This window comes from Saccharopolyspora sp. 6V (genome assembly GCF_020176785.1).
Taxonomy (GTDB): Bacteria; Actinomycetota; Actinomycetes; order Mycobacteriales; family Pseudonocardiaceae; genus Saccharopolyspora_C; species Saccharopolyspora_C gregorii.
In genome coordinates, this window is record NZ_JAIUKB010000082.1 from 1 (window position 1) to 24,735 (window position 24,735).

Annotated in this window: 22 protein-coding genes; 10 read left to right on the top strand and 12 right to left on the bottom strand. The window is 73.0% G+C overall.

Annotated features, from left to right (window positions below; translation table 11 throughout):
* Positions 1 to 282 precede the first annotated feature (282 nt).
* The 6 genes from LCD35_RS16895 to LCD35_RS16920 all read left to right on the top strand — a co-directional run bounded on the left by LCD35_RS16895 (position 283) and on the right by LCD35_RS16920 (position 6,468).
* Positions 283 to 1,446: a glycine betaine/L-proline ABC transporter ATP-binding protein gene (locus LCD35_RS16895; RefSeq protein WP_225044446.1), complete on the top strand. Its 1,164-nt coding sequence runs from the start codon at positions 283 to 285 to the stop codon at positions 1,444 to 1,446.
* Positions 1,439 to 2,299, top strand: coding sequence for a proline/glycine betaine ABC transporter permease (locus LCD35_RS16900; RefSeq protein ID WP_224958668.1), 861 nt, complete (start codon positions 1,439 to 1,441; stop codon positions 2,297 to 2,299). Before LCD35_RS16895 ends, LCD35_RS16900 begins: the two co-directional genes overlap by 8 nt.
* A gap of 20 nt (positions 2,300 to 2,319) precedes the next feature.
* Positions 2,320 to 3,204: a glycine betaine ABC transporter substrate-binding protein gene (locus LCD35_RS16905; protein ID WP_224958667.1), complete on the top strand. Its 885-nt coding sequence runs from the start codon at positions 2,320 to 2,322 to the stop codon at positions 3,202 to 3,204.
* A gap of 177 nt (positions 3,205 to 3,381) precedes the next feature.
* Positions 3,382 to 5,139 (top strand): DUF2637 domain-containing protein, encoded by a 1,758-nt coding sequence (locus LCD35_RS16910; RefSeq protein WP_225044447.1) that lies wholly within the window; start codon positions 3,382 to 3,384, stop codon positions 5,137 to 5,139.
* A gap of 107 nt (positions 5,140 to 5,246) precedes the next feature.
* Positions 5,247 to 5,912 (top strand): HAD family hydrolase, encoded by a 666-nt coding sequence (locus LCD35_RS16915; RefSeq protein ID WP_225044448.1) that lies wholly within the window; start codon positions 5,247 to 5,249, stop codon positions 5,910 to 5,912.
* A gap of 187 nt (positions 5,913 to 6,099) precedes the next feature.
* On the top strand, positions 6,100 to 6,468 hold the full coding sequence (locus LCD35_RS16920) for a VOC family protein (protein ID WP_224958664.1): 369 nt from the start codon (positions 6,100 to 6,102) through the stop codon (positions 6,466 to 6,468).
* 7 nt (positions 6,469 to 6,475) lie between these two features.
* On the opposite strand, the gene LCD35_RS16925 is transcribed toward LCD35_RS16920, so the two are convergent.
* Together LCD35_RS16925 and LCD35_RS16930 are read right to left on the bottom strand one after the other, a co-directional pair.
* A complete protein-coding gene (locus LCD35_RS16925) occupies positions 6,476 to 8,425 on the bottom strand; it encodes a VWA domain-containing protein (RefSeq protein WP_224958663.1) in 1,950 nt (649 codons plus the stop codon).
* The gene (locus LCD35_RS16930) at positions 8,425 to 9,828 is read right to left on the bottom strand and encodes an ATP-binding protein (protein ID WP_224967068.1); all 1,404 of its coding nucleotides are present in this window, start codon (positions 9,826 to 9,828) and stop codon (positions 8,425 to 8,427) included. Before LCD35_RS16930 ends, LCD35_RS16925 begins: the two co-directional genes overlap by 1 nt.
* Before the next feature lie 291 nt (positions 9,829 to 10,119).
* Between LCD35_RS16930 and LCD35_RS16935 the strand changes: the two genes are divergently transcribed.
* Entirely contained in the window at positions 10,120 to 11,334 is a 1,215-nt protein-coding gene (locus LCD35_RS16935) for a serine hydrolase (RefSeq protein ID WP_224958661.1), read from the top strand.
* 227 nt (positions 11,335 to 11,561) lie between these two features.
* Here LCD35_RS16935 and LCD35_RS16940 read toward each other — a convergent pair whose 3' ends face one another.
* Entirely contained in the window at positions 11,562 to 12,356 is a 795-nt protein-coding gene (locus tag LCD35_RS16940; RefSeq protein ID WP_224957642.1) for an SCO1664 family protein, read from the bottom strand.
* Positions 12,357 to 12,362: 6 nt separating this feature from the next.
* Positions 12,363 to 12,929 carry a DUF3090 domain-containing protein gene (locus LCD35_RS16945; protein ID WP_224957643.1) on the bottom strand — a complete coding sequence of 189 codons (567 nt, stop codon included), beginning with the start codon at positions 12,927 to 12,929 and terminating at the stop codon, positions 12,363 to 12,365.
* 248 nt (positions 12,930 to 13,177) lie between these two features.
* On the opposite strand from LCD35_RS16945, the gene LCD35_RS16950 reads away from it, so the two are divergent.
* Entirely contained in the window at positions 13,178 to 14,110 is a 933-nt protein-coding gene (locus LCD35_RS16950) for an LD-carboxypeptidase (protein ID WP_224957644.1), read from the top strand.
* Between the two features lie 37 nt (positions 14,111 to 14,147).
* Positions 14,148 to 14,777, top strand: a complete 630-nt coding sequence (locus tag LCD35_RS16955) for a uridine kinase (RefSeq protein ID WP_224957645.1) — start codon at positions 14,148 to 14,150, stop codon at positions 14,775 to 14,777.
* 227 nt (positions 14,778 to 15,004) lie between these two features.
* On the opposite strand, the gene LCD35_RS16960 is transcribed toward LCD35_RS16955, so the two are convergent.
* From LCD35_RS16960 to LCD35_RS16985, 6 genes are all read right to left on the bottom strand, one after another.
* Entirely contained in the window at positions 15,005 to 16,597 is a 1,593-nt protein-coding gene (locus tag LCD35_RS16960) for an ABC transporter ATP-binding protein (protein WP_224957646.1), read from the bottom strand.
* Positions 16,594 to 17,517: an ABC transporter permease gene (locus LCD35_RS16965; protein WP_224957647.1), complete on the bottom strand. Its 924-nt coding sequence runs from the start codon at positions 17,515 to 17,517 to the stop codon at positions 16,594 to 16,596. The genes LCD35_RS16960 and LCD35_RS16965 overlap by 4 nt, the downstream gene beginning before the upstream one ends.
* The gene (locus LCD35_RS16970) at positions 17,514 to 18,551 is read right to left on the bottom strand and encodes an ABC transporter permease (protein WP_225044449.1); all 1,038 of its coding nucleotides are present in this window, start codon (positions 18,549 to 18,551) and stop codon (positions 17,514 to 17,516) included. The genes LCD35_RS16965 and LCD35_RS16970 overlap by 4 nt, the downstream gene beginning before the upstream one ends.
* A 3-nt stretch (positions 18,552 to 18,554) precedes the next feature.
* Positions 18,555 to 20,336, bottom strand: a complete 1,782-nt coding sequence (locus tag LCD35_RS16975; protein ID WP_224967066.1) for an ABC transporter substrate-binding protein — start codon at positions 20,334 to 20,336, stop codon at positions 18,555 to 18,557.
* A gap of 150 nt (positions 20,337 to 20,486) precedes the next feature.
* The gene (locus tag LCD35_RS16980) at positions 20,487 to 21,200 is read right to left on the bottom strand and encodes an Imm1 family immunity protein (protein WP_224957652.1); all 714 of its coding nucleotides are present in this window, start codon (positions 21,198 to 21,200) and stop codon (positions 20,487 to 20,489) included.
* A gap of 299 nt (positions 21,201 to 21,499) precedes the next feature.
* A complete protein-coding gene (locus LCD35_RS16985) occupies positions 21,500 to 22,123 on the bottom strand; it encodes a TetR/AcrR family transcriptional regulator (protein ID WP_224957654.1) in 624 nt (207 codons plus the stop codon).
* A 220-nt stretch (positions 22,124 to 22,343) separates the two neighbouring features.
* Here LCD35_RS16985 and LCD35_RS16990 point away from each other — a divergent pair, with 220 nt between their 5' ends.
* On the top strand, positions 22,344 to 23,147 hold the full coding sequence (locus LCD35_RS16990) for a sugar isomerase domain-containing protein (RefSeq protein ID WP_224967065.1): 804 nt from the start codon (positions 22,344 to 22,346) through the stop codon (positions 23,145 to 23,147).
* A 134-nt stretch (positions 23,148 to 23,281) separates the two neighbouring features.
* Here LCD35_RS16990 and LCD35_RS16995 read toward each other — a convergent pair whose 3' ends face one another.
* Both LCD35_RS16995 and LCD35_RS17000 read right to left on the bottom strand, forming a co-directional pair.
* Positions 23,282 to 24,067, bottom strand: coding sequence for an enoyl-CoA hydratase/isomerase family protein (locus LCD35_RS16995; protein ID WP_224957658.1), 786 nt, complete (start codon positions 24,065 to 24,067; stop codon positions 23,282 to 23,284).
* A gap of 114 nt (positions 24,068 to 24,181) precedes the next feature.
* Positions 24,182 to 24,391: a helix-turn-helix domain-containing protein gene (locus LCD35_RS17000; protein WP_009942935.1), complete on the bottom strand. Its 210-nt coding sequence runs from the start codon at positions 24,389 to 24,391 to the stop codon at positions 24,182 to 24,184.
* Positions 24,392 to 24,735 lie beyond the last annotated feature (344 nt).

Here is a 24,735-nt window from a genome sequence, read left to right on the forward strand (position 1 = left end):
GGGGGCCCGGGGGGGGCCCGGCACCTGGGGCACGGGGACCGACGACCAGGGTTGCATGCATCCGACCTTAAACGTCCCGGCCGACCGGACGCCGCCCTGTTACACATCGTGAGAACCAGGGCACTTCCGCGGGCCGCCCGCAGTCGGGACTTTCGACAATGTCGGGCCCCGCCCGCCCCGGGCCTATCCTCGGTCGGATGCGGAGGATTTCCGCCGCACCGCACGGGATCGCGGGATCCGGCACGGGTCCGCGCGAGCCGGACCGGGCGAGGAGGCGAGGCGTTGACATCGCTCCGAGCGGACGGCCTGTGCAAGGTCTTCGGCACCCGGCCCGAGGAGGCGCTGCGGCGCTCCCGGGCCGGTGACCCGGCCGGGGCGGGCGCCACGGTCGCCGTGCTCGACGTCGGGTTCACCGTCGAGCCCGGGGAGACGTTCGTGGTGATGGGCCTGTCCGGCTCCGGCAAGTCCACGCTGATCCGGATGCTCAACGGCCTGCTCACCCCCACCGCAGGCCGGGTGCGCGCGGACGACCGCGACGTCACCGCGCTCACCGGCCGGGAATTGCGCGGGCTGCGGCAGCGCACCATGAGCATGGTGTTCCAGCACTTCGCGCTGCTGCCGCACCGCACCGTGCTGGACAACGCCGAGTACGGGCCGCTGGTCCGCGGCGACCCGCCGGCGCGCGCCCGCGAACGGGCGGTGGAGGCGCTGGGCATGGTGGGCCTGACCGGGTGGGAGGACCGGTTCCCGGCGCAGCTCTCCGGCGGCATGCGCCAGCGGGTAGGGCTGGCCAGAGCACTGGCCGCGGGCACCGACGTGCTGCTGATGGACGAGGCGTTCAGCGCGCTCGACCCGCTGATCAAGCGGGACATGCAGGATCAGCTGGTGCGGCTGCAGGGCGAGCTGGGCAAGACGATCGTGTTCATCACCCACGACCTCAACGAGGCGATGCGGCTGGGCGACCGCATCGCGGTGATGCGCGCCGGGCGCATCGTGCAGGTCGGCACCGCCGCGGAGATCCTGCACCGCCCGGCGGACGACTACGTGGCGCGCTTCGTGCGGGACGTGGACCGCAGCCGGGTGCTCACCGCCGGGCTCGTCGCCGAACCGGCCGTGCACGCGGATCGCGCCGGGCCGCTGCGGCGGGCGCTGGAGCTGCTGCGCGAGCACGACCTGGACCGGCTGCCGATCACCGACCGCGGTCGGCCGGTGGGGCTGCTGGAGCGGTCGGCCGCGGAGCTCGCACCACCCGACACAGCGCTCGCCGACCTGCTGCACCCCGGGCCGGAGCCCGTGGCCGCGGACCGCACGCTCGACGGATTCCTCGGTCGCGTCGGCACCGACACCCCGGTCGTAGACGGGACGGGCCGGCTGGTGGGGCTGGTGCGGCCGGTGCCGCTGCTGCGCGCGCTCGGCGCGGGCGGGCAGGAGGACGGCGATGCCTGAGCTGCCCAGGGTTCCGCTCGGCGACTGGTTCCAGGCGCTGGTGAACTTCCTCGACGACACCATCGGCCCGGTCTTCGACTTCATCGATCTGGTGGTGCGCTCGGCGGTGGACGGGCTGACCGCGGCGCTGCTGTGGCCGCCGTCGTGGGTGCTGGTGCTGCTGCTGGCGGCGCTGGGCTGGTGGCTGCGCGGCTGGCGGTTCGCGTTGTTCGCGCTGCTCGGGTTCGGCCTGGTGGTGAGCATGCGGGAGTTCCCGCCGACGGTGCAGACCTCGGCGCTCGTGCTCGTGGCCAGCGCGATCGCGATCGCGGTGGCCGTCCCGCTGGGAGTGCTGGCGGCCCGCAGCCGGGTGGTGAGCCGGGTGGTGCGGCCGGTGCTGGACCTGATGCAGACGATGCCCGCGTTCGTCTACCTCATCCCGGTGATCTTCTTCTTCAACATCGGGTCGGTGCCCGGCGTGGTCGCCACGGTGATCTTCGCGCTGCCGCCGGGGGTGCGGCTGACCGAGCTCGGCATCCGGCAGGTCGACGCCGAGGTGGTCGAAGCAGGCCACGCGTTCGGGGCGCCGCCGCGGCGGATCCTCACCGGCATCCAGCTGCCGCTGGCCCTGCCGTCGATCATGGCCGGGATCAACCAGGTGATCATGCTGTCGCTGTCGATGGTGGTCATCGCGGGCATGGTCGGCGCCGAAGGCCTGGGCACCGAGGTCTACACCGCGGTCACGCGGGTGCAGCTGGGCGCCGGGTTCGAAGCGGGCGTGGCGGTGGTGATCCTCGCCGTCTACCTGGACCGGATCACCGCCGTGCTCGCCGACCGCTCCCCCGCGGCGCGCCGCGCCGCGCGCACCGGATGACGAGGACGGGAGGCAGGACCATGCGGAGATCGCGCTGGGGCGCGTGCGTCGCACTGCTGGCGGCGCTCGTGCTGCTCGCCGCGGGCTGCGGTGGCAGGCAACCGGAGACCGGGCAGCAGAGCAAGCGGATCACCATCGGCTACATCGCCTGGGACGAGGCGATCGCCGTCAGCAACCTGTACGAAGTGGTGCTGGAACGGCGCGGCTACCAGGTGCAGCTGACCGAGCTGGAGGCCGGGCCGACCTACGCGGGGCTGGCGAAGGGCGACGTCGACCTGTTCCTCGACTCGTGGCTGCCGCAGACGCACGCCGACTACTGGGCGCAGTACCACGACCGGCTGGAGGACCTCGGCGTCTGGTACGACCGGGCAACGTTGAACATCGCGGTGCCGGACTACCTGGTGGACGTGAACTCGATCGAGGACCTGCGCGGCCGGGCCGCCGAGTTCGGCGGGACCATCACCGGCATCGACCCGGGGGCCGGTCTCAGCCGGGTGACCCGCGACCAGATGATCCCGCAGTACGGGCTGGACGGGCAGTACACCCTGCAGACCTCCTCGACCACCGCGATGCTCGCGTCGCTGCAACGCGCCGTCGACGCCCAGCGGCCGATCGTGGTGACGCTGTGGCACCCGCACTGGGCGTACGCGAAGTTCCCGATCAAGGACCTGGCCGATCCGCGCGGCGCGATGGGGGCGGCGGAGCAGATCCACGCGGTGGGGCGGAAGGGCTTCACGGCCGACTTCCCCGAGGTGACGGGGATGGTGCGGAAGTTCCACCTCGACGACGGGCAGCTGGCGTCGCTGGAGAACGAGGTCAACGCCGCGCCCAAGGGCCAGGAGAAGGCGGCGGCGGCGCGGTGGGCCGACGCGCACCCGGAGGTCATCGCGAGCTTCACCGGTTGATCCCGGCGCCTCCGCTCCTGCCGCGCGGCGGTCGGTCACCCGGCGAAAACCACTCATCGCGAGCGAATCGGGCCCTCCCCTAGCACAGAATCGGCATCCGGTCATCCGTCCAGGTGATGGGTTAGTTACTATCCGGCACTGCCGAGCGTGCTGTCACGCGAATCTGGAGGACACCCCGTGCATGACGCCGCCAAGAGCAGCGAGCACTCGACCAGCAGCCCGATTCCGAACGCGGAGCCGCTTCCCAGCGCCCCCCGCGATCGCGGAAGCCGCTCGCTGTCCATCGCCGCGCTGATCTTCGTGGCGATGGCCGCCGTGATGGGCTGGGGCGCGAGCTTCGTCGGCCTGCACGAGTACGGCATGCAGTCGATGGCCGGGTTCACCTACTGGTCGGCGTGGCTGGTGCCCGCCACCTTCGACGGCGCCGCGTTCGCCTGCACCCTGATGACCTACCGCTCCTCCATCAACGGCCGGTCCGCCGTGCGCGGCCGCATCCTGATGTGGGCGTTCACCGGGGTCAGCTCGTGGATCAATTGGATCCACCAGCCCAGCCAGGAAGCGCAGATCGTCGCCGCCGGGCTGCCCATCGCGGCGGTCGCGGTGTTCGACGTGGTGCTGCTGGAGCTGCGCGCGGACTACGAGGCCAAGCACGGCATGCGCGGGTTCCGGCTGCGGCCAGGCCTGCTCGTGCTGCGCTGGATGGTGGACCGGCGCAGCACCGGCGAGGCGTTCCGCAAGCAGGTCATCGACATCCCGGTCGAGGAGATCGCCGGTCTCGGCACCCTCGCCCCGCCCGGAACCCGCCGCGCGAACGCGCTCAAGGTCGCGGCGCAGGCCGAGGCGGAGCAGCAGGCGGCCTCGCAGTCCGCGGCCGGCGCGATCGGCGAGACCGAGCGCGTCGAACCGGCGTCCCGCGCGGAGGTCCAGCCGCGCGTCGAAGCCGAACCCGCCGCCCGGACCGAATCGTCCACTTCGGACGACGAGCGCGCCGAGAACTCCCGGAACGCGCCGCGGACCACCTCGAACGAGGCCTCCCGGACCACCGAGCCCGCGGCACAGCGCCCGGCCGCCGAGCACGCCGCCGCGTCCTCGGCCCAAGCCGGTTCCACCGCCGCGGAGACCGCGGAATCCGGTTCGACGGCGCGGGATTCCGCGACCGCCGCGACGACGTCCAGGGCTGCGGCGAAGACCGACGCCGCCGCGACGAGCTCCGACGTCACCACCAAGAGTTCCGGCGCTTCCGCGAAGAGCTCCGATGCTTCCGCGACGAACTCCGATGCCTCCGCGAAGGCCTCCGGTGCGGTCGCGGAGAACGCCGCGGATTCCGCCGCCGAGGCGCGGGAATCCGGCACCACCGCGCAGGACGAGCGGCCCGCGACCACCGCGCGGAACGCGCAGCGGCCCGCCGAGGAGGCGCGGTCCGAGCTCGCCACCGGCGGCACCGCGGACGCCCCCACGGTCACGCTCGAACTGCCGAAGGTCACCGCCGAGCAGGACGCCCGAGCCGCAGCGTCCACCCCCGAGACCGACGCCCCCGAGACGGACACCTCGGCGACCGACACCTCGGAGACGGGGACCGCGAAGACCGAGGCCGCCGCGAAGCCCACCGCCAAGTCCGGCGCCGCCAAGCAGAAGCCCGCCGCGACCACCACCGGCGGCGCGAAGAAGCCGACCGACGTCCAGGACACCGAGCAGACGCTCACCCTGCCCCCGGTCCCGGACGGGCCGATGAGCGACCAGGACAAGCGCTCCGCGGCCCGCTACGACTACCGCATGTCGGTGGCGGCCGAGCAGCCGGTGAAGCCCGCCGAGCTGGCCAAGCGCTACGGCCTCTCGGAGAGCTGGGGCCGCCGCCAGATCAACGCGGCCCGCAAGTCCATGGCCCAGGAAGAGGCGCACGAGAAGTCCCAGCTGGTCGGCGCCGACCAGAGCTGATCCCGCGAGGTGATCGGCCCGGCCGGGAGGCGCGGGCCGGTCACCGGAGCGGAGCTGGACGCCGGCGACCGCGGTCCGCGAGAGTCGCGGGGACGACGGGAGGGCCCATGCCGAGCGGCCACATCGTGTGGGACTGGAACGGGACGTTGCTCGACGACGGGGAAGCGATGATCGGCGCGGTCATCGCGGCGTTCGCCGACGCGGGCCTGGCGGTGACGGTCGAGGACCACCAGCGGCTGTTCACCCGGCCGATCTCGGTGTTCTGCGAGCGGCTGGCGAACGGTCCGCTGGCGGCGGCCGAGCTGGCGGAGCTGCTCGGCGGGTTCGACGAGCACTACGCGCGGGCGCTGCCGGACCTGGCGCTGGCCGCGGACGCGGAGTCCGCGCTCGCCGGGTGGGCGGCCTCCGGCGGCACCCAGTCGTTGCTGTCGATGTGCCCGCACGAGGTGCTGGTCCCGATGGTGCGGGCGGCGGGGATCACCGGTTCCTTCCGGCACGTGCAGGGCCGCAGCGGCGAGTTCGCGGACACCAAGGCCGCGCACGTCCGCGCCCACCTGCGGGCGCTGGGCGATCCGGATCCGGCGCGGGTGGTGTTCATCGGCGACACGGTGGACGACGCGGCGGCGGCCGCCTCGGTCGGTGCCCGCTGCGTGGTCTACCACTCGGGCCGCAGCGCGCTGCACGCCCGCGACCACTTCGCCGGGTCCGGCGCTCCGCTCGTCGGGAGCCTGACCGAGGCGGTCACCACCGCCCACGAGCTGCTCGCGGCCTGACCGCACGGCCCCCGGTGGCCGGTCCAGAACGCGGACGGGCGCGGTGGCCGAGCGGTACGATCACCGCGTGATGACCAGTCAGGCCGGAACCGGCCGCTCCCGGGACGGCCACCTGGTCGGCGGCTGATCCGCGCGCCCCCTCGTCGGCGAGTGCACTCGACGTCACCCGCACCGACCGAGGAGGACCGTGGCAGCCCGCTTCGACCACACGATCATCGCTTCGACGGACCCGGCCGAGATGGCCGAGTTCTACCGGGACCTGCTCGAAGCCGACGAGGCCCCGTCGTGGGGCCCGTTCGTCAACGTCCGGCTCACCGACGGCGTCCTGCTCCAGTTCGCCGCCCCGCCGGTGGACTTCCCGCCGCAGCACTACGCCTTCCTGCTGGACGACGCGCACTTCGACCGCGCCCGCGCGCGGATCGCCGACCGGGACCACTGGGCCGATCCGCAGCGCACCCGTCCCGGTGAGATCAACACCGGCCACGGCGGCCGCGGCGTCTACCTGCTGGACCCGTCGGGCCACTTCGTGGAACTGCTCACCAGCCCGTACCTCTGAGGCCCCGTCAGCGCCGCCGCTTGGTGCGGAGGTAGTCGCCGACGACCGCCGCGCCGAGCCCGTCCGCGGTGGGGGCGACGACCCGGCCACCGCCGCGGCGGGCGACGACGTCGACGAACGCCTCCAGGCGGGGGTCGTCGCCGAGCATGAACACGCTGAGCGTCGCGCCCAACCGGTGCAACGAGTCCACTTCGGACAGCGTGACGCCGAGGGTGCGCGGGGTCGGCGGGTACTGGAACACGGCTTCGCCGTCGGGTTCCAGGTGCGCGGTCGGTTCGCCGTCGGTCACGACCAGCACCACCGGCTGCGCGTCCGGATGCCGCCGCACGTGCCTGCCCGCCAGCAGCAGCGCGTGGTGCAGGTTGGTGCCCTGCTCCCAGGTGCCCTCCAGCGCCGCCAGCTCCCCCACGTCCACAGTGGACGCGTAGCGGCCGAAGGTGACCAGCTGCAGCGCGTCCGAGCGGAACCGGGTGGCGACCAGGTGGTTCAACGCCAGCGCGGTGCGCTTCATCGGCACCCAGCGGCCGTCCTGCACCATCGACCACGAGGTGTCCACGCACAGCGCCACCGCCGCCCGGGACCGCTGCTCGGTCTCGGCGACCTCCAGGTCGTCCAAGTGCAGCCGCGGTGCCGCCGGGCCCGCCGCCGCGCGCCGCAGCACCGAGTTGCGCACGGTGCGGACCGCGTCCCACGGCTCGGTGTCGCCGTACGCCCACGGCCGGGTGGTCCCGGTGAGCTCCCCCGCCGCGCCGGCCCGGTCGGTGTCGCGGTCGCCCTTGCGGGAGCGCAGCTGCGAGACCACCGACTGCAGGGCCGTTTCGCCGAGCCTGCGCATCGCGCGCGGGCTCAGCCGCAGGTTCCCGTCCGGGCCGCGCTGCAGCAGGCCCTGCCCGCGCAGCTGCTTCTCGATGTCGGCGAGCCGCCGCGCGTCCACCACGGCCCGTTCGCCGAGCTGCCGTTCCAGCGCCTCCAGGTCGATGTCCTGCAGGCTCGCGCCCGGGTAGGACTGGCCGAGCTGCTCGGCCAGCTGCTCCAGCTCACCGAGTTCGGCCATCGCCTCGGTGGCCTCCGCCAGCCCCATCGGCTGGTCGCCGCGGAACCGGCCACGACCGGACCAGTCCTCGCCGGGGCGCAGCGAGCGCAGCTGCCGGTCCATCCGGTTCAGCGCCTCGCCGATGCGCGGGTCGCCGAACGCCTGCCGGGACAGCTCGGCCAGTTCGGCGCGCTGCTGCTCGCTCATCGAGTTCAGCATCCGCTGCGCCGCCGCGGACCGCGCCGCCAGCGCGTCGACCAGTTCGTCCACGTCGCGCGGGTTCTCCGGGAAGAACTCGCCGTGCTCGGCCATGAAGCGCTCGAACCGCTCCGGCACGTCGGCGTCGCCGCGGGCGTGCGCGGCCAGCAGCTCGGAGAGGTCGTCGAGCATCGCCCGGACCCGCTCCACGTCCTCCGGCGAGGTCCCCTGCAACGCCTCCTTCATGCCTTGGAAGCGCTGTTCGAGGAGTTCGCCGCCCAGCATCCGCTGGATCTCCTGGAACGTCTCGCGCGCGTCGGACGAGCGCCAGTCGTACTCGGCGAGCTCGCGCACCGAACCGCCCGCGTCCGGCGGCAGCGCGCCCAGCCGCAGTTCCCGGAACCGGGCGTCCTCGCCGTCCTCGGCGGCCAGCGCGGTGCGCTCCTGCTCCAGGGCGCGGTCCAGCAGCCTGCGCACCTCCTGCACCGTGCCGTCCAGGTTGTGCCTGCGCTGCAACTCGCTGCGGCGCTGCCACAGCCGGCGGGTCAGCTCGTCGAGGCCCGCGGTGCCGCGGGTCCCGGTGCGTAGCAGTTCCTCCAGCGCCGAGCGGGGTGACGCGCCCTCCATCACGTCCCGGCCGATCTGGTCCAGCGCGGAACGCAGGTCCACCGGCGGCTCCAGCGGATCGGAACCGCCGTGCCAGGCGCCGTACCGGAACCGCGGCATCAGCCGTACACCGACCGCTGCTCGTCGGTGTCCTTGGCCAGCTTCTTCGCCAGGTACAGCGCTTCCAGCGCCAGCTCCACCGCGCTCGCGATGCGCCCGACCGGATCCCCGGCGCGCACGTCCAGCCGTTCGGCGACCTGGTGCAGCACCGGCAGTTCCGGCAGCGCCCGCAGCACGTCGGCGCCCGCCACCCGTTCACCGGTGGCGACCTGGTGCCCGCCGGTGACGGCCGAGATCAGCGAACTCAGGTCCAGCCCGGCGAACAGGCCGCGGGCCGTGTCGGCGACCGAACGGCGCAGCAGGTAGCCGAGGACCTCGTCCTCGCGCCCCTCCTCGCCCGCTTCGAACTCCAGCTTGCCGCGCAGCACGCCCGGCACCGCGTCCAGGTCCACCGGCCGCGCCACCGCGGGTTCCTCCCCGGTCAGCGCCGCCCGGTGCAGCGCCGCCGCGGACACCGTCTCGGCCGCCGCGATCGCGAACCGCGCCGACACCCCGGAGCGCTGGTCGACCGCCGAGGACTCCCGCAGGTGCCCCACGAAGCGGGCCAGCACCTCCAGCAGGTGGTCGCCGACCTCCGCCTCCAGCAGCGCCTCCTGCCGGATCAGCGAGATCTCGTCGTCCAGCTCCGCCGGGTAGTGGGTGCGGATCTCCGCGCCGAAGCGGTCCTTGAGCGGGGTGATGATCCGGCCGCGGTTGGTGTAGTCCTCCGGGTTCGCCGTGGCCACCAGCAGCACGTCCAGCGGCAGCCGCAGGCTGTAGCCGCGGACCTGCACGTCCCGCTCCTCCATCACGTTCAGCAGCGCCACCTGGATCCGCTCGGCCAGGTCGGGCAGCTCGTTGATGGTCACGATGCCGCGGTGCGCCCGCGGCACCAGTCCGAAGTGGATGGTCTCCGGGTCCCCCAGGGACCGTCCTTCCGCGACCTTCACCGGGTCCACGTCGCCGATGAGGTCACCGACCGCCGTGTCCGGGGTGGCCAGCTTCTCGACGTAGCGGTCCTCGCGGTGCCGCCACGCGACGGGCAGCGCGTCGCCCTCCTCGGCGGCGCGGCGGATCGAGGTCGGGGTGATCGGCTCCAGCGGGTGCTCGTCCAGTTCGGAGCCGGGGATCACCGGCGTCCACTCGTCCAGCAGCGCCGTCAGCCCGCGCAGCAGCCGCGTCTTGCCCTGCCCGCGCTCGCCGAGCAGCACCACGTCGTGGCCCGCGATCAGCGCGCGCTCCAGCTGCGGCAGCACGGTGCGCTCGAAGCCGACGATGCCCCGCCACAGCGGATTCCCCGAGCGCAGCGCGGTCAGCAGGTTGCGGCGCACCTCGACCTTCACGCTGTACGGCAGGTGTCCGCTGGCACGCAGCTCCCCCGCCGTGCCGGGCAGCCCAGGAGGTGGGGTCCGAGAGTTCGTCACCCGTTCGACGCTACTCGCTCCGCCCGGTCGCCGCGAACACGTCTCAGCACGGGAAACACCGTCGTGCCAACGGGTTTCCCGCCGGTGCGGACGATTCCGGTGATCAGCGGCCCGCCGTCCGCCGGGAAGCCGCGCGGAAACCGCCCGGCACCCCGCGCGTGGCGCGCCCGCGCCGCTCGCCGGCGGTGACGCCGCGGTCGCGCAGCGCGACGACGTGCGGGGGAACACGCTGGCACCGCTGCGGTACCGGCGAGTAGAAAGGTGACGGCCCCAGCAGAGGAGAATGATCACGTGCAGCTGCAGACCGACCCCGTCCAGGCGGGCTTCGACCCCGAACGCCTCCAGCGCATCGACCGCCACTTCGCGGCGTACGTCGACGACGGCAGGCTCCCCGGCTGGCAGCTGCTCATCGCCCGGCGCGGCGTCGTCGCGCACTTCAGCTCGCACGGGAAGCGGGACATCACCACGGGCGCCCCCATCGAGGACGACACGATCTTCCGGATCTACTCGATGACGAAGCCGATCACCTCGGTCGCGGCCATGATGCTCCACGAAGAGGGCGCCTTCGAGCTCACCGACCCGGTCAGCAGCCTCATCCCCTCCTTCGCCGAGCAGCGCGTCTACACCGGCGGCCCCGCCCGCGCCCCGCAGACCCGGCCCGCGACCGAACCGGTGCGGATCTGGCACCTGCTCACCCACACCTCGGGGCTCACCTACGGCTTCAACCGGCTCAACCCGGTCGACGAGATCTACCGGCGCACCGGCTACGAGTTCGGCACCCCCGACCAGGACCTGGCGGGCGTGTGCGACGACTACGCGGCGATGCCGCTGCTGTTCGAACCAGGCAGCTCCTGGAACTACGGGGTGTCCACCGACGTGCTCGGCCGCGTCGTCGAAGTGGCCTCCGGCATGGGGCTCGACGAGTTCTTCCGCACCCGCATCTTCGAACCGCTCGGCATGACCGACACCGGGTTCGAGGTGCCGCCGGAGGACAAGGACCGGCTCGCCGCGCTGTACCTCGCCGACTCCGCGGGCAAGGCCACCGTGCCGAAGAACTCGCCGCCGACCGCCGCGCCGCGCGCGCTGTCCGGCGGTGGCGGGCTGGTGTCCACCGCCCACGACTACCACCGGTTCACCGGCATGCTGCTCGGCGGCGGGGCGCTGGACGGGGTGCGGCTGCTCAGCGACCGGACGGTGCGCTACATGGGCCGCAACCACCTGCCCGGCGGCGCGCACCTGGACCAGATCGCGAACGGGTCGTTCTCCGAGGTCGCCAACGCGGGCAAGGGCTTCGGGCTCGGCTTCGCCGTCGTCGAGGACCCGGTCGCCTCGCACGTCATCTCCACGCCGGGCGAGCTGTCCTGGGGCGGGATGGCGAGCACCGCGTTCTGGGTGGACCCGGCGGAGGAGCTCACGGTGCAGTTCTTCACCCAGCTCATCCCGTCCGGCACCCACCCGATCCGCTCCCAGCTCCACCAGCTCGTCTACCAGGCACTGGTGGACTGAGTAGAGGTTCGGCTCGTTCCAGAGCTTCTTCGCGGTTCTCCTGTCAGCGGCGAAGCCGATGAGCGGCGACCACGCAGGCAGCAGGACCACCCGCGGGTTCTCAGCCGCTTCCTCGCGAGGACAGCGTTTTCTCCTGTGGCGGAGCCACCGGTGAGAACGATCCCGCAGCGAGGAAGCGGCTGAGGTTCCGCCACCTCACCCCAGCGCAGAACGAGCCGATATCCCGGTCAGAACGCGGGCCAGGGGATGGCGGGCCAGTCGCCGGAGGGGGCCGGGAACTCGCCGGCGGTGAGCAGGGCGTCGACGCGGTCGACGAGCGCCTGCACCTCCTTCGGGGTGACGTGCTCGGCCAGCCGGGACGCGAGATCGCCCTCCAGCAGCGCGCGGAACCGGCTCAGCGCCTCCACCGCGTCCGCGGGCAAGCGCTCCCCGATCCAGCCCCACAACACCGTGCGCAGCTTGTTCTCCGCGTTCAGGCTCACCCCGTGGTCCACGCCGAACACCTCGCCGCGCGGCGAGTGCAGCACGTGCCCGCCCTTGCGGTCGGCGTTGTTGATCACGATGTCGAGCACGGCGAGCCTGCGCAGCTCCTCGTGCGGCGAGTGCGCCAGCAGCACCGGGTCACCGCGGTGGTCCTGGGCGCGCAGCACGGCGCGCCAGCCCTCCGGCACCTCCGACGGCGGCACCAGGTCCACCAGGTCGGAACCCTCCTCGGTGTCCACCCACAGCTGCACCATGCCCGGGCCGAACGGCCCCTCCCGCAGCAGCGTCGGCGGAATCAGGTTCCAGCCCAGCGCCTCCGCCACCAGGAACGATCCGACCTCGCGCCCGGCGAGCGTGCCGTCCGGGAAGTCCCACAGCGGCCGTTCCCCGCGCACCGGCTTGTACACGCACTCGGCGGTCACGCCCTCGTGCTCGACGGAGCAGAACAGCGTGGCGTTCGAGGCTTCCACGAGCCGGCCCTCGACCTCGATGCGGCCGTGTGCCAGGACCTCGCGAACGGCCGGATCATCGGGGTGCACGGTCGGCTAGTCCTCCTCGGAGCGGCGGTAACCGTTCTGCCGCGGGCAGATGTGCCCGTCCGGGTCCAGCGGCTCCCCGCACAGCGGGCACGGCTTGCGGCCCGCGTTGAGGACCCGCTCGGCGCGCTCGGCGAACGCGCGGGCGTCCGCGGGGCTGAGGAACACGCGGACCGCGTCCGGGCCCTCCTCGGTGTCGTCGAGCACCACCGACTCGTCGATCTCCTCCTCGGTGACCGCGAGCAGCTCGACGACGACGGCCTCGGTCTCGGCGTCCCAGCCGAGCCCCATGGTGCCGACGCGGAACTCCTCCTCCACCGGCACCGCGAGCGGGTCGGTGTCGAGCGAGTCGTCCGGCGGCGCGGCGGGCAGTTCCGCGTCGAAGCGGCGCTGCACCTCCTCCAGCAGCGCGCCGATCCGTTCGGCCAGCACGGAGACCTGCTGCTTCTCGAGCTGCACGCTGACCGTCCGGACGTCCTCGGACGCCTGGAGGTAGAAGGTGCGCTCGCCGGGTTCCCCGACGGTCCCTGCGACGAACCGGTCGGGCTGGCGGAAGACGTGGATGACACGAGCCATGGCACCTTCGACAGTAAGCCACCCGGCCCGCGGCTCGCGAAGCCGTCCCCTGTTCGGCCGGACACGGCCCCTCAGCAGCACCGTCGGCACCGCGCGTTCACCTGCGACCCACGTGCGCCGGGCTTCCCGCCACCCGGCCGGGCTGTTCGCCGAACGCGAACACACCGCCGCGGGCTGCGGTCCCGATCACTCGCGGCCCGCTAGGCTCTGGCCACCCCACGATCCGGACCTCCGGACGGAGTCATGCCATGAGCACCCGTGAACGACACCGGCCGCGACGGCTGCGAGCGGGCGACTCGGTCGCCGTGGTCGCCCCCGCGGGCCCGGTGCCCGCCGACCAGCTCGACGCCGGGTTGCAGCTGCTGCGCGACTGGGACCTGCGGGTCGTGCCCGGCAAGCACGTGCGCGAACGCCACCCCCGGCTGCGCTACCTCGCGGGCGCCGACGCGGACCGCGCCGCGGACCTGCAGCGGGCCTGGTGCGATCCGGAGATCGACGGCGTGCTGTGCGCCCGCGGCGGCTACGGCTGCATGCGGGTCCTCGACCACCTCGACTGGACGGCGATGGCCGCCGCCGAGCACAAGGTGTTCGCCGGGTCCAGCGACGTGACCGCCCTGCACGACGCGTTCGGCGTGCGGCTCGGCGTCGCCACCGTGTTCGGGCCGATGATCGGCACCGGCGCCTTCATCGACGACGCGCCCGCCCGCGAGCACCTGCGCCGCACCCTGTTCACCCCGGAGTCGGTGACGATCCTGACCCGCGGCGGCGCGGAGGCGCTGGTGCCGGGCCGGGCGCGCGGCATCACCTACGGCGGCAACCTGTCGCTGCTGGCGGCCGGGCTCGGCGCTCCGGACGCGGCCCCGCCGCCGGTGCGCGGCATCGCACTGCTCGAAGACGTCGACGAGGACCCGTACCGGCTGGACCGGGCGCTGACGCAGCTGCTGCGCGCCGGGTGGTTCGACCGGGCCAGCGGGATCGCGCTCGGTTCGTGGAGCGGGTGCGGGCCGGTGGACGAGGTGCGGGCGGTGCTGCGGGACCTGCTCGGGGACCTCGGGATCCCGGTGCTGTGGGAACTGGGCTTCGGTCACTGCGCGGCGCAGCGCACCGTTCCGCTGGGCGTGGCCGCCGAACTCGACACCGCGGCGCAGCGGCTGAGCGTGCTGCAACCCGCGCTGCGCTGAGCGACGGCTCGCACCGGACGTCGGGTAGAACGGCGGCATGCGGGTTCGGGCGATCACTCCGGAGAAGCTGGCGGGCGAGCTCGCCGACGCCGTGGACGGCATGCGCCGCCGGTGGCTGCGGGTCGCGGTCGACGGGGCCGCCGCGGCGGGTACGGCGGGCTTCGCCGACGGGCTGGTGGAACCGCTGCGGGTGCGCGGGCGCGAGGTGGTGCGGGTGCGGATGGACCGGTACGTGCGGCCCGCTTCGCTGCGGTTCGAGCACGGCCGCGACGATCCGGATTCGTTCTACGAGAGCTGGTTCGACCTCGCCGGATTGCGCCGCGAAGTCCTCGATCCGCTCGCCGACGACGGCACCGGGCAGGTGCTGCCCGCGCTGTGGGACGCCGCGACCGACCGCTCCCCCCGGCTCGACCGGGTACGGCTGCCGGAGCGCGGGGTGGTGCTGGTGGACGGTCCGCTGCTGCTGGGCGCCGGGCTGCCGTTCGACCGCACGGTGCACCTGTGGCTGCCGGGCGCCTCGCTGGCGCGCCACACGCCCGAGCCCGAGCGCTGGACGCTGCCCGCCTTCGACCGCTACCACGCCGAGGTGGCCCCGGAACGCCTCGCCGACCACGTGATCCGCGTCGACCGCCCCGGCCACCCCGCCGTCGTCGATGCCTGGACCTGACCGACCGAGCGGACCGAACCCACCCAGTCCTTCCCTTTCCTGTCAGCGGCGATGCCGCTGTGAGCAGCAACCCAGCACGCAGCAGAACCACCCGCGGGTTCTCAGCGCTTTCCTCGCGAGGACAGCGTTTTCTCCTGTGGCGGAGCCACCGGTGAAAGCGATCCCGCAGCGAGGAAAGCGCTGAGGTTCCGCCACCCGACCGTTCACGGGAGTCGGGAACGGGAAGATCAAGCAGGACGGCGGTCCAGGGTGGGGACTGCTGCCAGGAGGGTCTTGGTGTAGTCGTGCCGCGGGTCGAGCAGCACCTGCTCGACGGTGCCGAGCTCCACGATCTCGCCCCGGTACATCACCGCGACCCGGTCGGCGATGTTCCACGCCAGCCCCAGATCGTGCGTGATGACCAAAGTGGACAGTCCACGTTCGACGCGCAACCGCAGCAGCAGCGCCAAGATCTCCCCGCGGACCGTCGCGTCCAGCGAGGCGACCGGCTCGTCCGCGACCAGCACCTGCGGTGCCAGCACCAGCGCCCCGGCGATCACCACCCGCTGCCGCTGCCCGCCGGAGAGCTCGTGCGGGAAGCGGGACAGGAACTTCGACGCGGGCCGCAGTTCGGCGGCCTCCAGCGCTTCGGCGACCTTCGCGGCCTCGTCGGCGACGTCGCCGTGGATGCGCAGGCCTTCGGCGACCGCTTCGTAGACGGTGTGGCGCGGGTTCAACGCCCCCGTCGGGTCCTGCAGGACCAGCTGCACGCGGCGCCGGTACGCGCGGAGCCCGGCGCTGCCGGTGGGCAGCGGTTCCCCGTCGAACAGCACTCGCCCGGTGGTGGGCTGCTGGAGGCCGAGCAGGGTGCGGGCCAGCGTCGTCTTCCCCGATCCGGACTGCCCGACGAGCGCGATGATCTCGTCCGCGCCGACCTCCAGGTCGACGCCGCGCACCGCCCGCACCGCCGCCCCGGAGCGCGCCGGGAACTCCACCGCCACGCCTTCGGCGGCCAGCAGCGCCGGGCCGGCAGGACGGGCCGCTTCGACGAGCCGGAACTTCGGGTCGCCGACGGTGGGGAACGCGTCGGCCAGCGCCCGGCTGTGCTCGTGCCGCGGCGCGCCCATCACCTGCTTCGACGACCCGTGCTCGACGATGCGGCCCTCGTGCATGACCGCGATCCGCGCGCAGCTCGCCGCCAGCACCGACAGGTCGTGGCTGATCATGAGCAGCGCGATGCCGCGTTCGGCGACCAGCCTGCCCAGCAGCGCCAGCACCTGCGCCTGCACCACCACGTCCAGCGCGGTCGTCGGCTCGTCGGCGATGATCAGGCGGGGGTCGCAGGCGAGCGCCATCGCGATCATCACGCGCTGCTTCTGCCCGCCGGAGAGCTCGTGCGGGTAGGCGTCGGCGCGGTCGGCGGGCAGTTCCACCGATTCCAGCAGCTCCGCCACCCGCCCGCGCAGGTCACCGGTGGCGGTGCCGTGCAGCCGCATCGGTTCGGCGATCTGCGCGCCGACGGTGCGGACCGGGTTCAGCGCGTGCATCGCGCCCTGGAACACGACGGAGGCGGTGGACCAGCGGGCGGCGCGCATCCGGCCGAAGGACAGGCCGCGCACGTCCTCCCCGTCCAGCAGCACCTCCCCGTCGAGCACCGCCGAGCGCGGCAGCAGCCGCAGCACCGACATCGCCAGCGTCGTCTTGCCGCACCCGGATTCCCCGGCCAGTCCGAGGGTGTCGCCGGGTTCCAGGCTCAGGTCCACGTCGTGCACCGCGGGCACCAGGCCGTCGGTGCCCCGGTAGGAGATGGACGTGCCGCGCAGCGTCAGGATCGGGCTCATCGATTCCCCCGCAACCTCGGGTTGAACACCGCTTCCATCGCCCGGCCGCACAGCGTGAAGCTCAGCACCACCAGCACGATTCCCACGCCGGGCGGCAGCAGGTACCACCAGGCGCCACCGGTGACGGCCCCGGTGTCCATCGCGGACTTGAGCATCGAGCCCCAGGACACCCGGCTCGGGTCGCCGAGGCCGAGGAACGACAGGGTGGACTCCATGATGATCGCGCTGGCCACCGACAGCGTGGTGTTCGCGAACACCAGCGGCAGCACCGCGGGCAGCACGTGCCTGCCGATGACGTGCCGGTTCCCGCCGCCGAGCACCTGGGCGCGCTCGATGTAGGGCCGGGCCTCCACGGTGAGGGTCTGCGCCCGCACCAGGCGCGCGGTGGTGGGCCACGAGGTCACGCCGATGGCCAGCACGATCGTGCCGAGCCCCCGGGACAGCACGGTGGACAGCGCGATCGCCAGCACCAGCGCGGGCAGCACCAGGAAGAAGTCGGTGAACCGCATCAGCAGCGCGTCGGTCCAGCCGCCGAAGTGCGCGGCGAGCACGCCCACCACGGTGCCGATCACCACCGACAGCACCGCCGCGGCGAGCCCCACCAGCAGCGAGACCCGAGCGCCCCACCAGGTCAGCAGCAGCACCGAACGCCCGGACTCGTCGGTGCCGAGCCAGGCCGAACCGCTCGGCGGCTGCAGCGCCTCCCCGGTCACCTTGGTGACGTCGAGCCCGGTCTGGTCGGTGAGCAGCGGTGCCAGCAGCGCCAGCGCCGCGATGAGCACCAGCAGCACCAGCCCGACGAGCCCGCCGCGGTCGGCGCGGAACACCCGCCACGACTCGCCCGCCGCCGCCCGCCGCCGCGCTCGCACCAGCCGGGCCGCGTCCCGTTCCGGCGGGGTCACCGGTTCGGTGGCCGTCATGCCGCACGCACCCGCGGGTCCAAGACCCGGTAGAGCAGGTCCGCCACCACGTTCATCACGATCACGCTCTCGGCCAGCACGATGAACGTGCCCTGCAGCAGCGGCAGGTCGGGCACGCGCAGCGCTTCGAAGGTCAGCAGGCCCAAGCCGGGCCACGAGTACACCGTCTCCACCGTGATCGCGCCGCCGACGACCAGCCCGAGGTGCAGGAAGATCAACGTCACGGTGGGCAGCAGCGCGTTCGGCACCGCGTGCCTGCGCCGCACCAGGTCTTCGCGCAGGCCCTTCGCGCGCGCGGTGGTGAGGTAGTCGGCGCCCATCTCCTCCAGCAGCGAGGAGCGCATCACCATCAGGTACTGCGCGTAGATCACCGCGACCATGGTCAGCGCGGGCAGCACCAGGTGCCGCGCCACGTCCAGCACCTGCGAGATCAGCACCGGCGGCGTGTCCGGCGAGACCATGCCGCCGACGGGGAACAGCCCCGGGATCGGCCCCACCCCGACGCCGAACACCATGAGCACGATCAGCCCGAGCCAGAACGTCGGCACCGACCACAGGGTGAGCGCGACGGAGGTGGAGGCCTTGTCGAACGCGCTGCCGTGCCGCCACGCCGCCCGGGTGCCCATCCACAACCCGAGCGCGACGGCCAGCACGGTCGCGGTGCCCACCAGCAGCACCGTCGGGCCGAACCGCTCGCCGATCAGCTCCGCCACCGGCCTGCTGTAGGTGTAGGAGGTGCCGAGGTCACCGCGCACCAGCGCGCCGAGGTAGTCGACGAACTGCTTCCACAGCGGCTGGTCGAGCCCGAGCCGCTGCCGCAGCTGCTCCAGCTGTTCGGCGGACACGGGCGCACCGCGCGTCATGGTGCGCACCGGGTCGCCGGGCAGCACCCGGAACAGGAAGAACCCGAGCACCGCCACCAGGAACACGCTCACCAGCCCGCCGCCGAGCTTGCGCGCCAGGTACCCGGGCCAGCCCCCGCCGGCGCGGCCCCGGGCCGCCTGGTCCCCGGCTTCGACCGTCAAGTCGGCCATGCCTCACTCCCGTTCGTCGACGGTGGCCCGCCGGTGCCGCGCCACCAGCAGGCCCACCGCGCCCGCGACGAGCACCACGCCGGCCAGCACCAGCAGGGTGGTGCGGTCGTCGGCGGCCCGCGAGGTCGTAGCGGCCGCGGTGGGCCGCGCCCCGTAGTAGCCCCAGTAGCCCTGCTGCCCGGTGATCACGCCGCCGTCGGCGGGTTGCGCGGTGAACCCGCTGAACCGGTCGGAGCGGTAGGCCTCCAGCGAGTTCTGGTAGTACAGCACCGATGCGGACGCCTGCTCGTAGAACCGCGCCTGGGCCTGCTGCACCAGCTCGATCCGCTTCGCCGGGTCGAACTCCCCGAGCTGCTTCGCGTAGCTGTCGTCGTAGGCCGGGTCGCACAGGAACGAGTCGGGCGTGCCGCCGCCTTCCGGGGTGGGCCGGGAGGCGCAGGTCTGCAGCCGCAGCACGTAGTCCGGGTCCGGGTTCGCCGACCAGCCGGAGATGGCCAGGTCGAAGTCCCCGGCGGTGGTGCGGTCGTTGACCTGGTTGTCCGAGACGGGTTCGAGCCGCACGCGGATGCCGACGTCGGCGAGCCAGCGCTTCACGAACTCCCCGACCTGCGCGTCGGCGGAGGCGCTGGCGTGCAGCATGAACCGCAGCTCCAGCGGCTGCCCCTGCGGGGTGCGGCGGACGCCGTCGGGGCCGCGCCGGTAGCCGGCCGCGTCGAGCTGCCGGTTCGCCTCGGCCAGGTCGAACTCGCGGGGCCGCGGCGGGTTCCAGTGGTAGTCGTCGAAGATCGGCGGGAGGTAGCCGCCGCCGACCTGCCCGTAGCCGTTGAGCACCCGCTCGACCAGTGCTTCCTTGTCCACGGCGTGGTCGATGGCCCGGCGCACCCGGACGTCGCGCAGCGCCGGGTGCCCGCTGCCGATGGGGTCGCCCGCGCTGTCGGCCGCACCCGGGTTGATCAGCATCTCGAAGAACCGCCGGCCCTGACCGCGCACCTGCGCGATGTCGCGTTCCCCGGCGAGCGCGTCGAACTGGGCGGGGGTGAGCCGCTGGGCGACGTCCACGTCGCCCTTGCGCAGCGCTTGCACCGAGGCGTCGGTGTTCTTGAACTGCACGAACTGCAGCTCGGAGACCTTCGGCGGCCCGCGCCAGAACTCCCGGTTGGCGCGCAGCGTCGCGTACTGCTCCGGTTCGTACTCGGTGAGCACGAACGGGCCGGACCCGACCACCGGCATCCGGTCGTTGGCGAACCCGGCGACGTCGGGGATCCCGGACCACACGTGCTCGGGCACGATCGGCACGTCGATCGCCAGCATCGTGGCCTGCGGCGTCTTGGTGCGGACCACCAGGGTCCGCTCGTCGGGCGCGGCGACCGAGGCGAAGTTCTCCACGAAGTTGCCGTTCGCGGTGGCCGCCGCCGGATCCCGCATCATCCGGTCGTAGGTGTAGGCGGCGTCGCGGGCGGTGACCGGCTGCCCGTCGGTCCACCGCACGCCGTCCCGGATGCGGAAGGTCCAGGTCAGCCGGTCCGGGGAGGTCTCCCAGCTCTCCGCGAGCTCGGGGATGGCCGAGAAGTCCTCGGGGCTGTAGGTCGTCAGCGTGGGGTAGATCAGCCGGAACAGGTCGGTGGCGGCCAGCGAGTACCCGAGGAACGGGTTGAGCGAGTCGATCTGCTGCGGCACCGCGACCCGCAGCCGGGCCTCGCCCTGCTCGGCGGGCGCCGCGATGGCCGCGTTCGGCACGAGCAGGCCACCCAGGACGAGCAGCGCGACGAGCAGTCTCCGCCCCACGATGCACCCCACCCTTCTCCAGAAGTGAGGAGAAAGAACCATCCCCGGGTGCGGTTAGTCAATGCTCCACGAGCCGTGCCGCAGGCCAGGTCACGGAGTGTGTACCCAACCGTTACGCGGTACCGGATCGGCCCGCGCCCACCCGCACGATCAGGTGTCGCCCCAGCGGGCCTGCTGCCACTGCACCGCGTCCGGCCGGGAGCCGTCGACGACGTAGCCGAGCAGCCCCGCGCGCAGGTCGCGGAACGGCAGCACCGAGTCCTTCGGGAACAGCAGCGCGCTGCCCGCGTCGAACCGGAGCTTCGGCGCGTCCGCCAGCGGCGCCGGGTTGCAGGTGTGCCACGAGGTGAGGTCGCCTTCCTCGGACTCCTCGGTGTAGTTGAGCACCCCGACCTCGGCGTCCGCGTCGGTCACGATCCGCAGCTGCTGGTAGGGCCCGGCGATCTCGTCGCTCTCGTACGGCCGGTCCCACACGTACAGGTGCGCGGCCCGGCCCGCCGTCGGCGGCCGCAGCACCTTCTCCACCAGGGACGCCTTGTCGTCGCTGGTCGTGGCGTAGTGGCGTTCGCCGTCCACGACGGCGGTGGCGACGGTGACGCCCAGCTCGGTGTTGCGCGCGCCCACCGCCTCCGAGCGCAGCGCGTCCAGGCACTCCCGCGCCTCCCGCAGGGCCTTGATCGCGGCGCCCTGGTGCAGCACCAGCTCGCCCCAGTACGGGTGGCCGTGGATCTTGTTGAGCTCGCCGTAGACGGCGCCGGTGGCCTCGATCAGCTTGTCCACCTGGTCCAGCGGAACGTCGGAGAGGCGGGCGAACACGACCGCCAAGGGTTCGACCGGGCCGTCTTGCAGAGGCGGATTCGACATGCCTTCGTTGCACCCCACGGGAGTCGATTCTGCTGGTCTCGCATGGACACGCCGCGAGCAATGATGCCAACCCGCTCGGCGCCCGCGGACAGCGGTACCGGGAGAACGAAGACTACCTGTCGTGATCTTGCCACTGCGCAGCGCGGCCACCTGGGGCGGAACCCCAGCTCACCGGACCGGAACGACGAAGCGGACCGCTCGTCCCGCGAGGGGGAGGAACGGCCCGCGCAGCACCTCGGAACTCGCCACCCGGCGAGCGGGACGGGTTCCGCGGCGGGGCCGGTTCGCGGCGGGAGCGGTCAGCTCGCCTGCCCGCGCAGCAGGCCGTCCGCCGGCTCCGCGTCCACCGCCATCCCCAGCAGCGAGCGCCCCAGCTCGTCGGGATCGCCGAACCCGATCCGCCCCACCACGTCGTCCGGCAGGCTCAGCATGGACATCGCCACGCCCATCATCCCGGCCTCCAGCAGCCCGCCGCCGCGCGCGGAGATCGGTTCGCCGACCGCGGCGTGCAGGGTGACCGCCGAATCGACCCCCGCCAGGGTCATCTCACCGAGCGCCGAGCGCACCTGCGGGTTCCGCACGCCTTCCAGCTGGAGCTCGAACAGCGCCAGGAACTGCGAGCGCGCCGCGCCCGCCATCCGCCGCAGCATCGCCAGGTACAGCGCCCGCACGTCGTCCGCGGACACGCCCTCCGGCATGTTCTCCCGCAGCCGCCGCATCGCCGCGGTCTGCTGATCGGCCATCCGCCGGGCGATCGCCACGTACAGGGAATCCCGGTTCGGGTGGTAGTTCTTGGTGGTGCCTTCGGGGAAGCCCGCCTCGCGGTCCACGGCCCGATGGGTCAGGCCGCGGCCCCCGTCCCTCGCCAGCACCTCGATCGCGGCGTCGGCGAGCTGGACCCGACGATTCCTACGCTGCGGCATGCATCCCCTGTTGATCTTGCGCTTGTTGATCTTGCGTCGGCCCGTGCGTGCAGCGGCGCCCGTCCCGCGACCGACACCGCAGAGTAATCATTGTAGCGCGGGAGTGATCACCGCACCGCGATCAACACGGCGCCGCCCGCGGGCCGCTCCTCGGTTGCCAGCACCCGCGCCATTGGTATAGACCGGCAGGGTTCCGCAGTTCGCACCCAGGAGTCCGCGCATGCCCGACAATCCCGGCACCGGCCGCCCCGAGGCCACCTCGACCGCCACGCCCCCACCGGAACCGACACGAGCCGTGACCGGCCCGCACCACGCCGAACCGACCCTCGCGCACCTGCGCGCCATCGGCGAGCACAACGCGGCGGCGCTGCGCGGGGCGGCCGAAGCGCTGCTCGACTGCGTGCGCGCGGACGGCCTCGTGTTCACCGCGGGCGCCGGCCACTCCCTCGCCGGGGTGATGGAGTCGTTCTACCGCGCGGGCGGGCTGGCCGCGGTGCGTCCGCTGTACCACCCCGATCTGCTTCCGCTGCACGGCGCGGTGGCCTCCACGAACACCGAACGCACCAGCGGGCTCGCCCGCGAGGTCCTCGCCGAAGCGGGGTTCCGCGGCGGGCGGGACGCGTTGGTCGTGTTCTCCAACTCCGGGGTGAACCCGTACCCGGTGGAGCTGGCGGTCGCCGCGGCCGAAGCCGGCTCGGTGGTCGTCGCGATCACCTCGCCGCTGGCCTCCGCCGACGCCCCGCTGCGCGCGGGCACCACGCTCGCCGCCCAAGCGGGGATCGTGCTGGACACGCTGGTGCCGGGCGGTGACGCCAGCTACCCGGTGGCGGAACCGGTGACCGCGCCGCTGTCCTCGCTGTCCAACGCCTACCTGTGGAACATGCTGCTGGTGGAGCTGCACGACGCCGCGCAGCGGGCGGAGGTGCCGCTGCCGGTGTGGCGCAGCGCCAACACCGTCGGCGGCGACGAGGCGAACAAGGCGAACCTGCAGCACTACGGAGCCCGGGTCCCCGGACTCGTCTGACCCGCAGGAACGAACCGGGGGGGGTCCCGCGATGCGGAAACCGGCCCCGGTTCGGAAGAGCTCCCGATGTATGTGGGGATCTCGGCGCTCGCGCCCCGAGCCCGAAGGCCCCGGGGCCGAGAACGCGCTACCGCTCAGCCGGAGCCGAGCATGCCGGAGATCCGGCGGATCTGCGCCGCCCGCTCCGCCGCCAGCTGCTGCTCCGGGTCCACGGCCTCGTCGGCCTGGGCCAGCAACGCCAGCGTTTCGCGGACCGCCCCTTCCGGCGGTGCGCTCAGCGCCTCCACCAGCCGGTCCACCTCCGCGTCGAGCTCGTCGGCCACGACGACCGAGTTGGCCAGGCCGATCCGCAGCGCCTCCGCGGCCGGGACGTCCCGCCCGCTCACGCAGATCTCCACGGCACGCGCGTAACCCACCGCGCGCACCAGCGGCAAGGTGCCGCCGAGGTCCGGGACCAGCCCCAGCCCGGTCTCGGCCATCCGCAGCGAAGCGTCTTCGGTCAGCACTCGCAGGTCGCAGGCCAGGGCGAGCTGGAAGCCCGCGCCGATGGCGTGCCCGTGCACGGCCGCGATGGTCACCCGGTCGGGTTCCCGCAGCCAGCTGAACCCCTGCTGGAACGTGGCGATCGCGGCGTCGGCCTCTTCGGTGGGGCGCTGCCCCAGCGAGACCAGGCCGGGTTCGCCGTCCACCTCGTCGGCCCCGAACAGCCGCCGGTCCAGCCCCGCGGAGAACGCGCGCCCCCGCCCGCGCACCACCACGACCCGGACCTCCGGGTCGAGGGACTGTCCGATTTCGCGCAGCGCCGCCCAGGTGGCCGGCGTCTGCGCGTTCAACTTGTCCGGGCGATCAAGTGTGATGGTGGCGCGCCGCCCCTGGACCGTGAGCCCCACACCGCCACGGTCCAGAAGGTCGGCGTCCATCCTCGACTGCTCCAAGCGGGCCTCCATCAGTTCTGCGTTGACCGGACAGGAACCGCGCAAGACGTTACCCGCCGGTCGAAAACGGACCGCATGGAACCGATCATGCCCGCCGGGTCACTTCTTCTTGGTCCGCGTCGCACCCCCACGTCCGCGCAGCTGCACCCCGGACTCGCTGAGGACTCGGTGCACGAACCCGTAGGAACGGCCGGTCGCCTCGGCGAGAGCGCGAATGCTCGCACCCTTCTCGTATTTCTTCTTCAGGTCACTGGCAAGCTTGTCCCGGGCGCTCCCTGTAATTCGCGCACCCTTCTTCAGGTCAGCCACAGTGTCCCCGCCTTCCCTCCGAACAGGTCGGGCCGCTCGCGACCCCTGTCGTCGCAATGATCGAACAGGACGGCCGTAAACGCCAGGCGATCATGCAAAAAGATCGCCCAACGGTTGAGATCGATAGGCTGCGATCACCGGAATGCGCTCGACCGTTCGGTCTAGCCAACTCGGGACATCCGGCGGTGAGGATCGCCATCCCACGACGTTTTTGCTGGTCAGAGCGTGATGACTGTGCGCCCCCCCCGGGGGGGCCCGGGGGGGGGGGGCGCCCCGGGGGGGGGGGGGGCGCGGGGCGGGGGGGGTTAGGGGGGGGGGGGGGGAAAACACACAACGGGGGGGGG

Bases quoted from the DNA above. Each gene is read 5' to 3' on its own strand.
- LCD35_RS16980 (WP_224957652.1), bottom strand. From the start codon at position 21,200: ATGTCGAATCCGCCTCTGCAAGACGGCCCGGTCGAACCCTTGGCGGTC.
- LCD35_RS16945 (WP_224957643.1), bottom strand. From the start codon at position 12,929: ATGGCTCGTGTCATCCACGTCTTCCGCCAGCCCGACCGGTTCGTCGCA.
- LCD35_RS16925 (WP_224958663.1), bottom strand. From the start codon at position 8,425: ATGCCGCGGTTCCGGTACGGCGCCTGGCACGGCGGTTCCGATCCGCTG.
- LCD35_RS16950 (WP_224957644.1), top strand. From the start codon at position 13,178: ATGAGCACCCGTGAACGACACCGGCCGCGACGGCTGCGAGCGGGCGAC.
- LCD35_RS16990 (WP_224967065.1), top strand. From the start codon at position 22,344: ATGCCCGACAATCCCGGCACCGGCCGCCCCGAGGCCACCTCGACCGCC.
- LCD35_RS16900 (WP_224958668.1), top strand. From the start codon at position 1,439: ATGCCTGAGCTGCCCAGGGTTCCGCTCGGCGACTGGTTCCAGGCGCTG.
- LCD35_RS16995 (WP_224957658.1), bottom strand. From the start codon at position 24,067: ATGGACGCCGACCTTCTGGACCGTGGCGGTGTGGGGCTCACGGTCCAG.
- LCD35_RS16915 (WP_225044448.1), top strand. From the start codon at position 5,247: ATGCCGAGCGGCCACATCGTGTGGGACTGGAACGGGACGTTGCTCGAC.
- LCD35_RS16955 (WP_224957645.1), top strand. From the start codon at position 14,148: ATGCGGGTTCGGGCGATCACTCCGGAGAAGCTGGCGGGCGAGCTCGCC.
- LCD35_RS16965 (WP_224957647.1), bottom strand. From the start codon at position 17,517: ATGACGGCCACCGAACCGGTGACCCCGCCGGAACGGGACGCGGCCCGG.
- LCD35_RS16985 (WP_224957654.1), bottom strand. From the start codon at position 22,123: ATGCCGCAGCGTAGGAATCGTCGGGTCCAGCTCGCCGACGCCGCGATC.
- LCD35_RS16905 (WP_224958667.1), top strand. From the start codon at position 2,320: ATGCGGAGATCGCGCTGGGGCGCGTGCGTCGCACTGCTGGCGGCGCTC.
- LCD35_RS16960 (WP_224957646.1), bottom strand. From the start codon at position 16,597: ATGAGCCCGATCCTGACGCTGCGCGGCACGTCCATCTCCTACCGGGGC.
- LCD35_RS16970 (WP_225044449.1), bottom strand. From the start codon at position 18,551: ATGGCCGACTTGACGGTCGAAGCCGGGGACCAGGCGGCCCGGGGCCGC.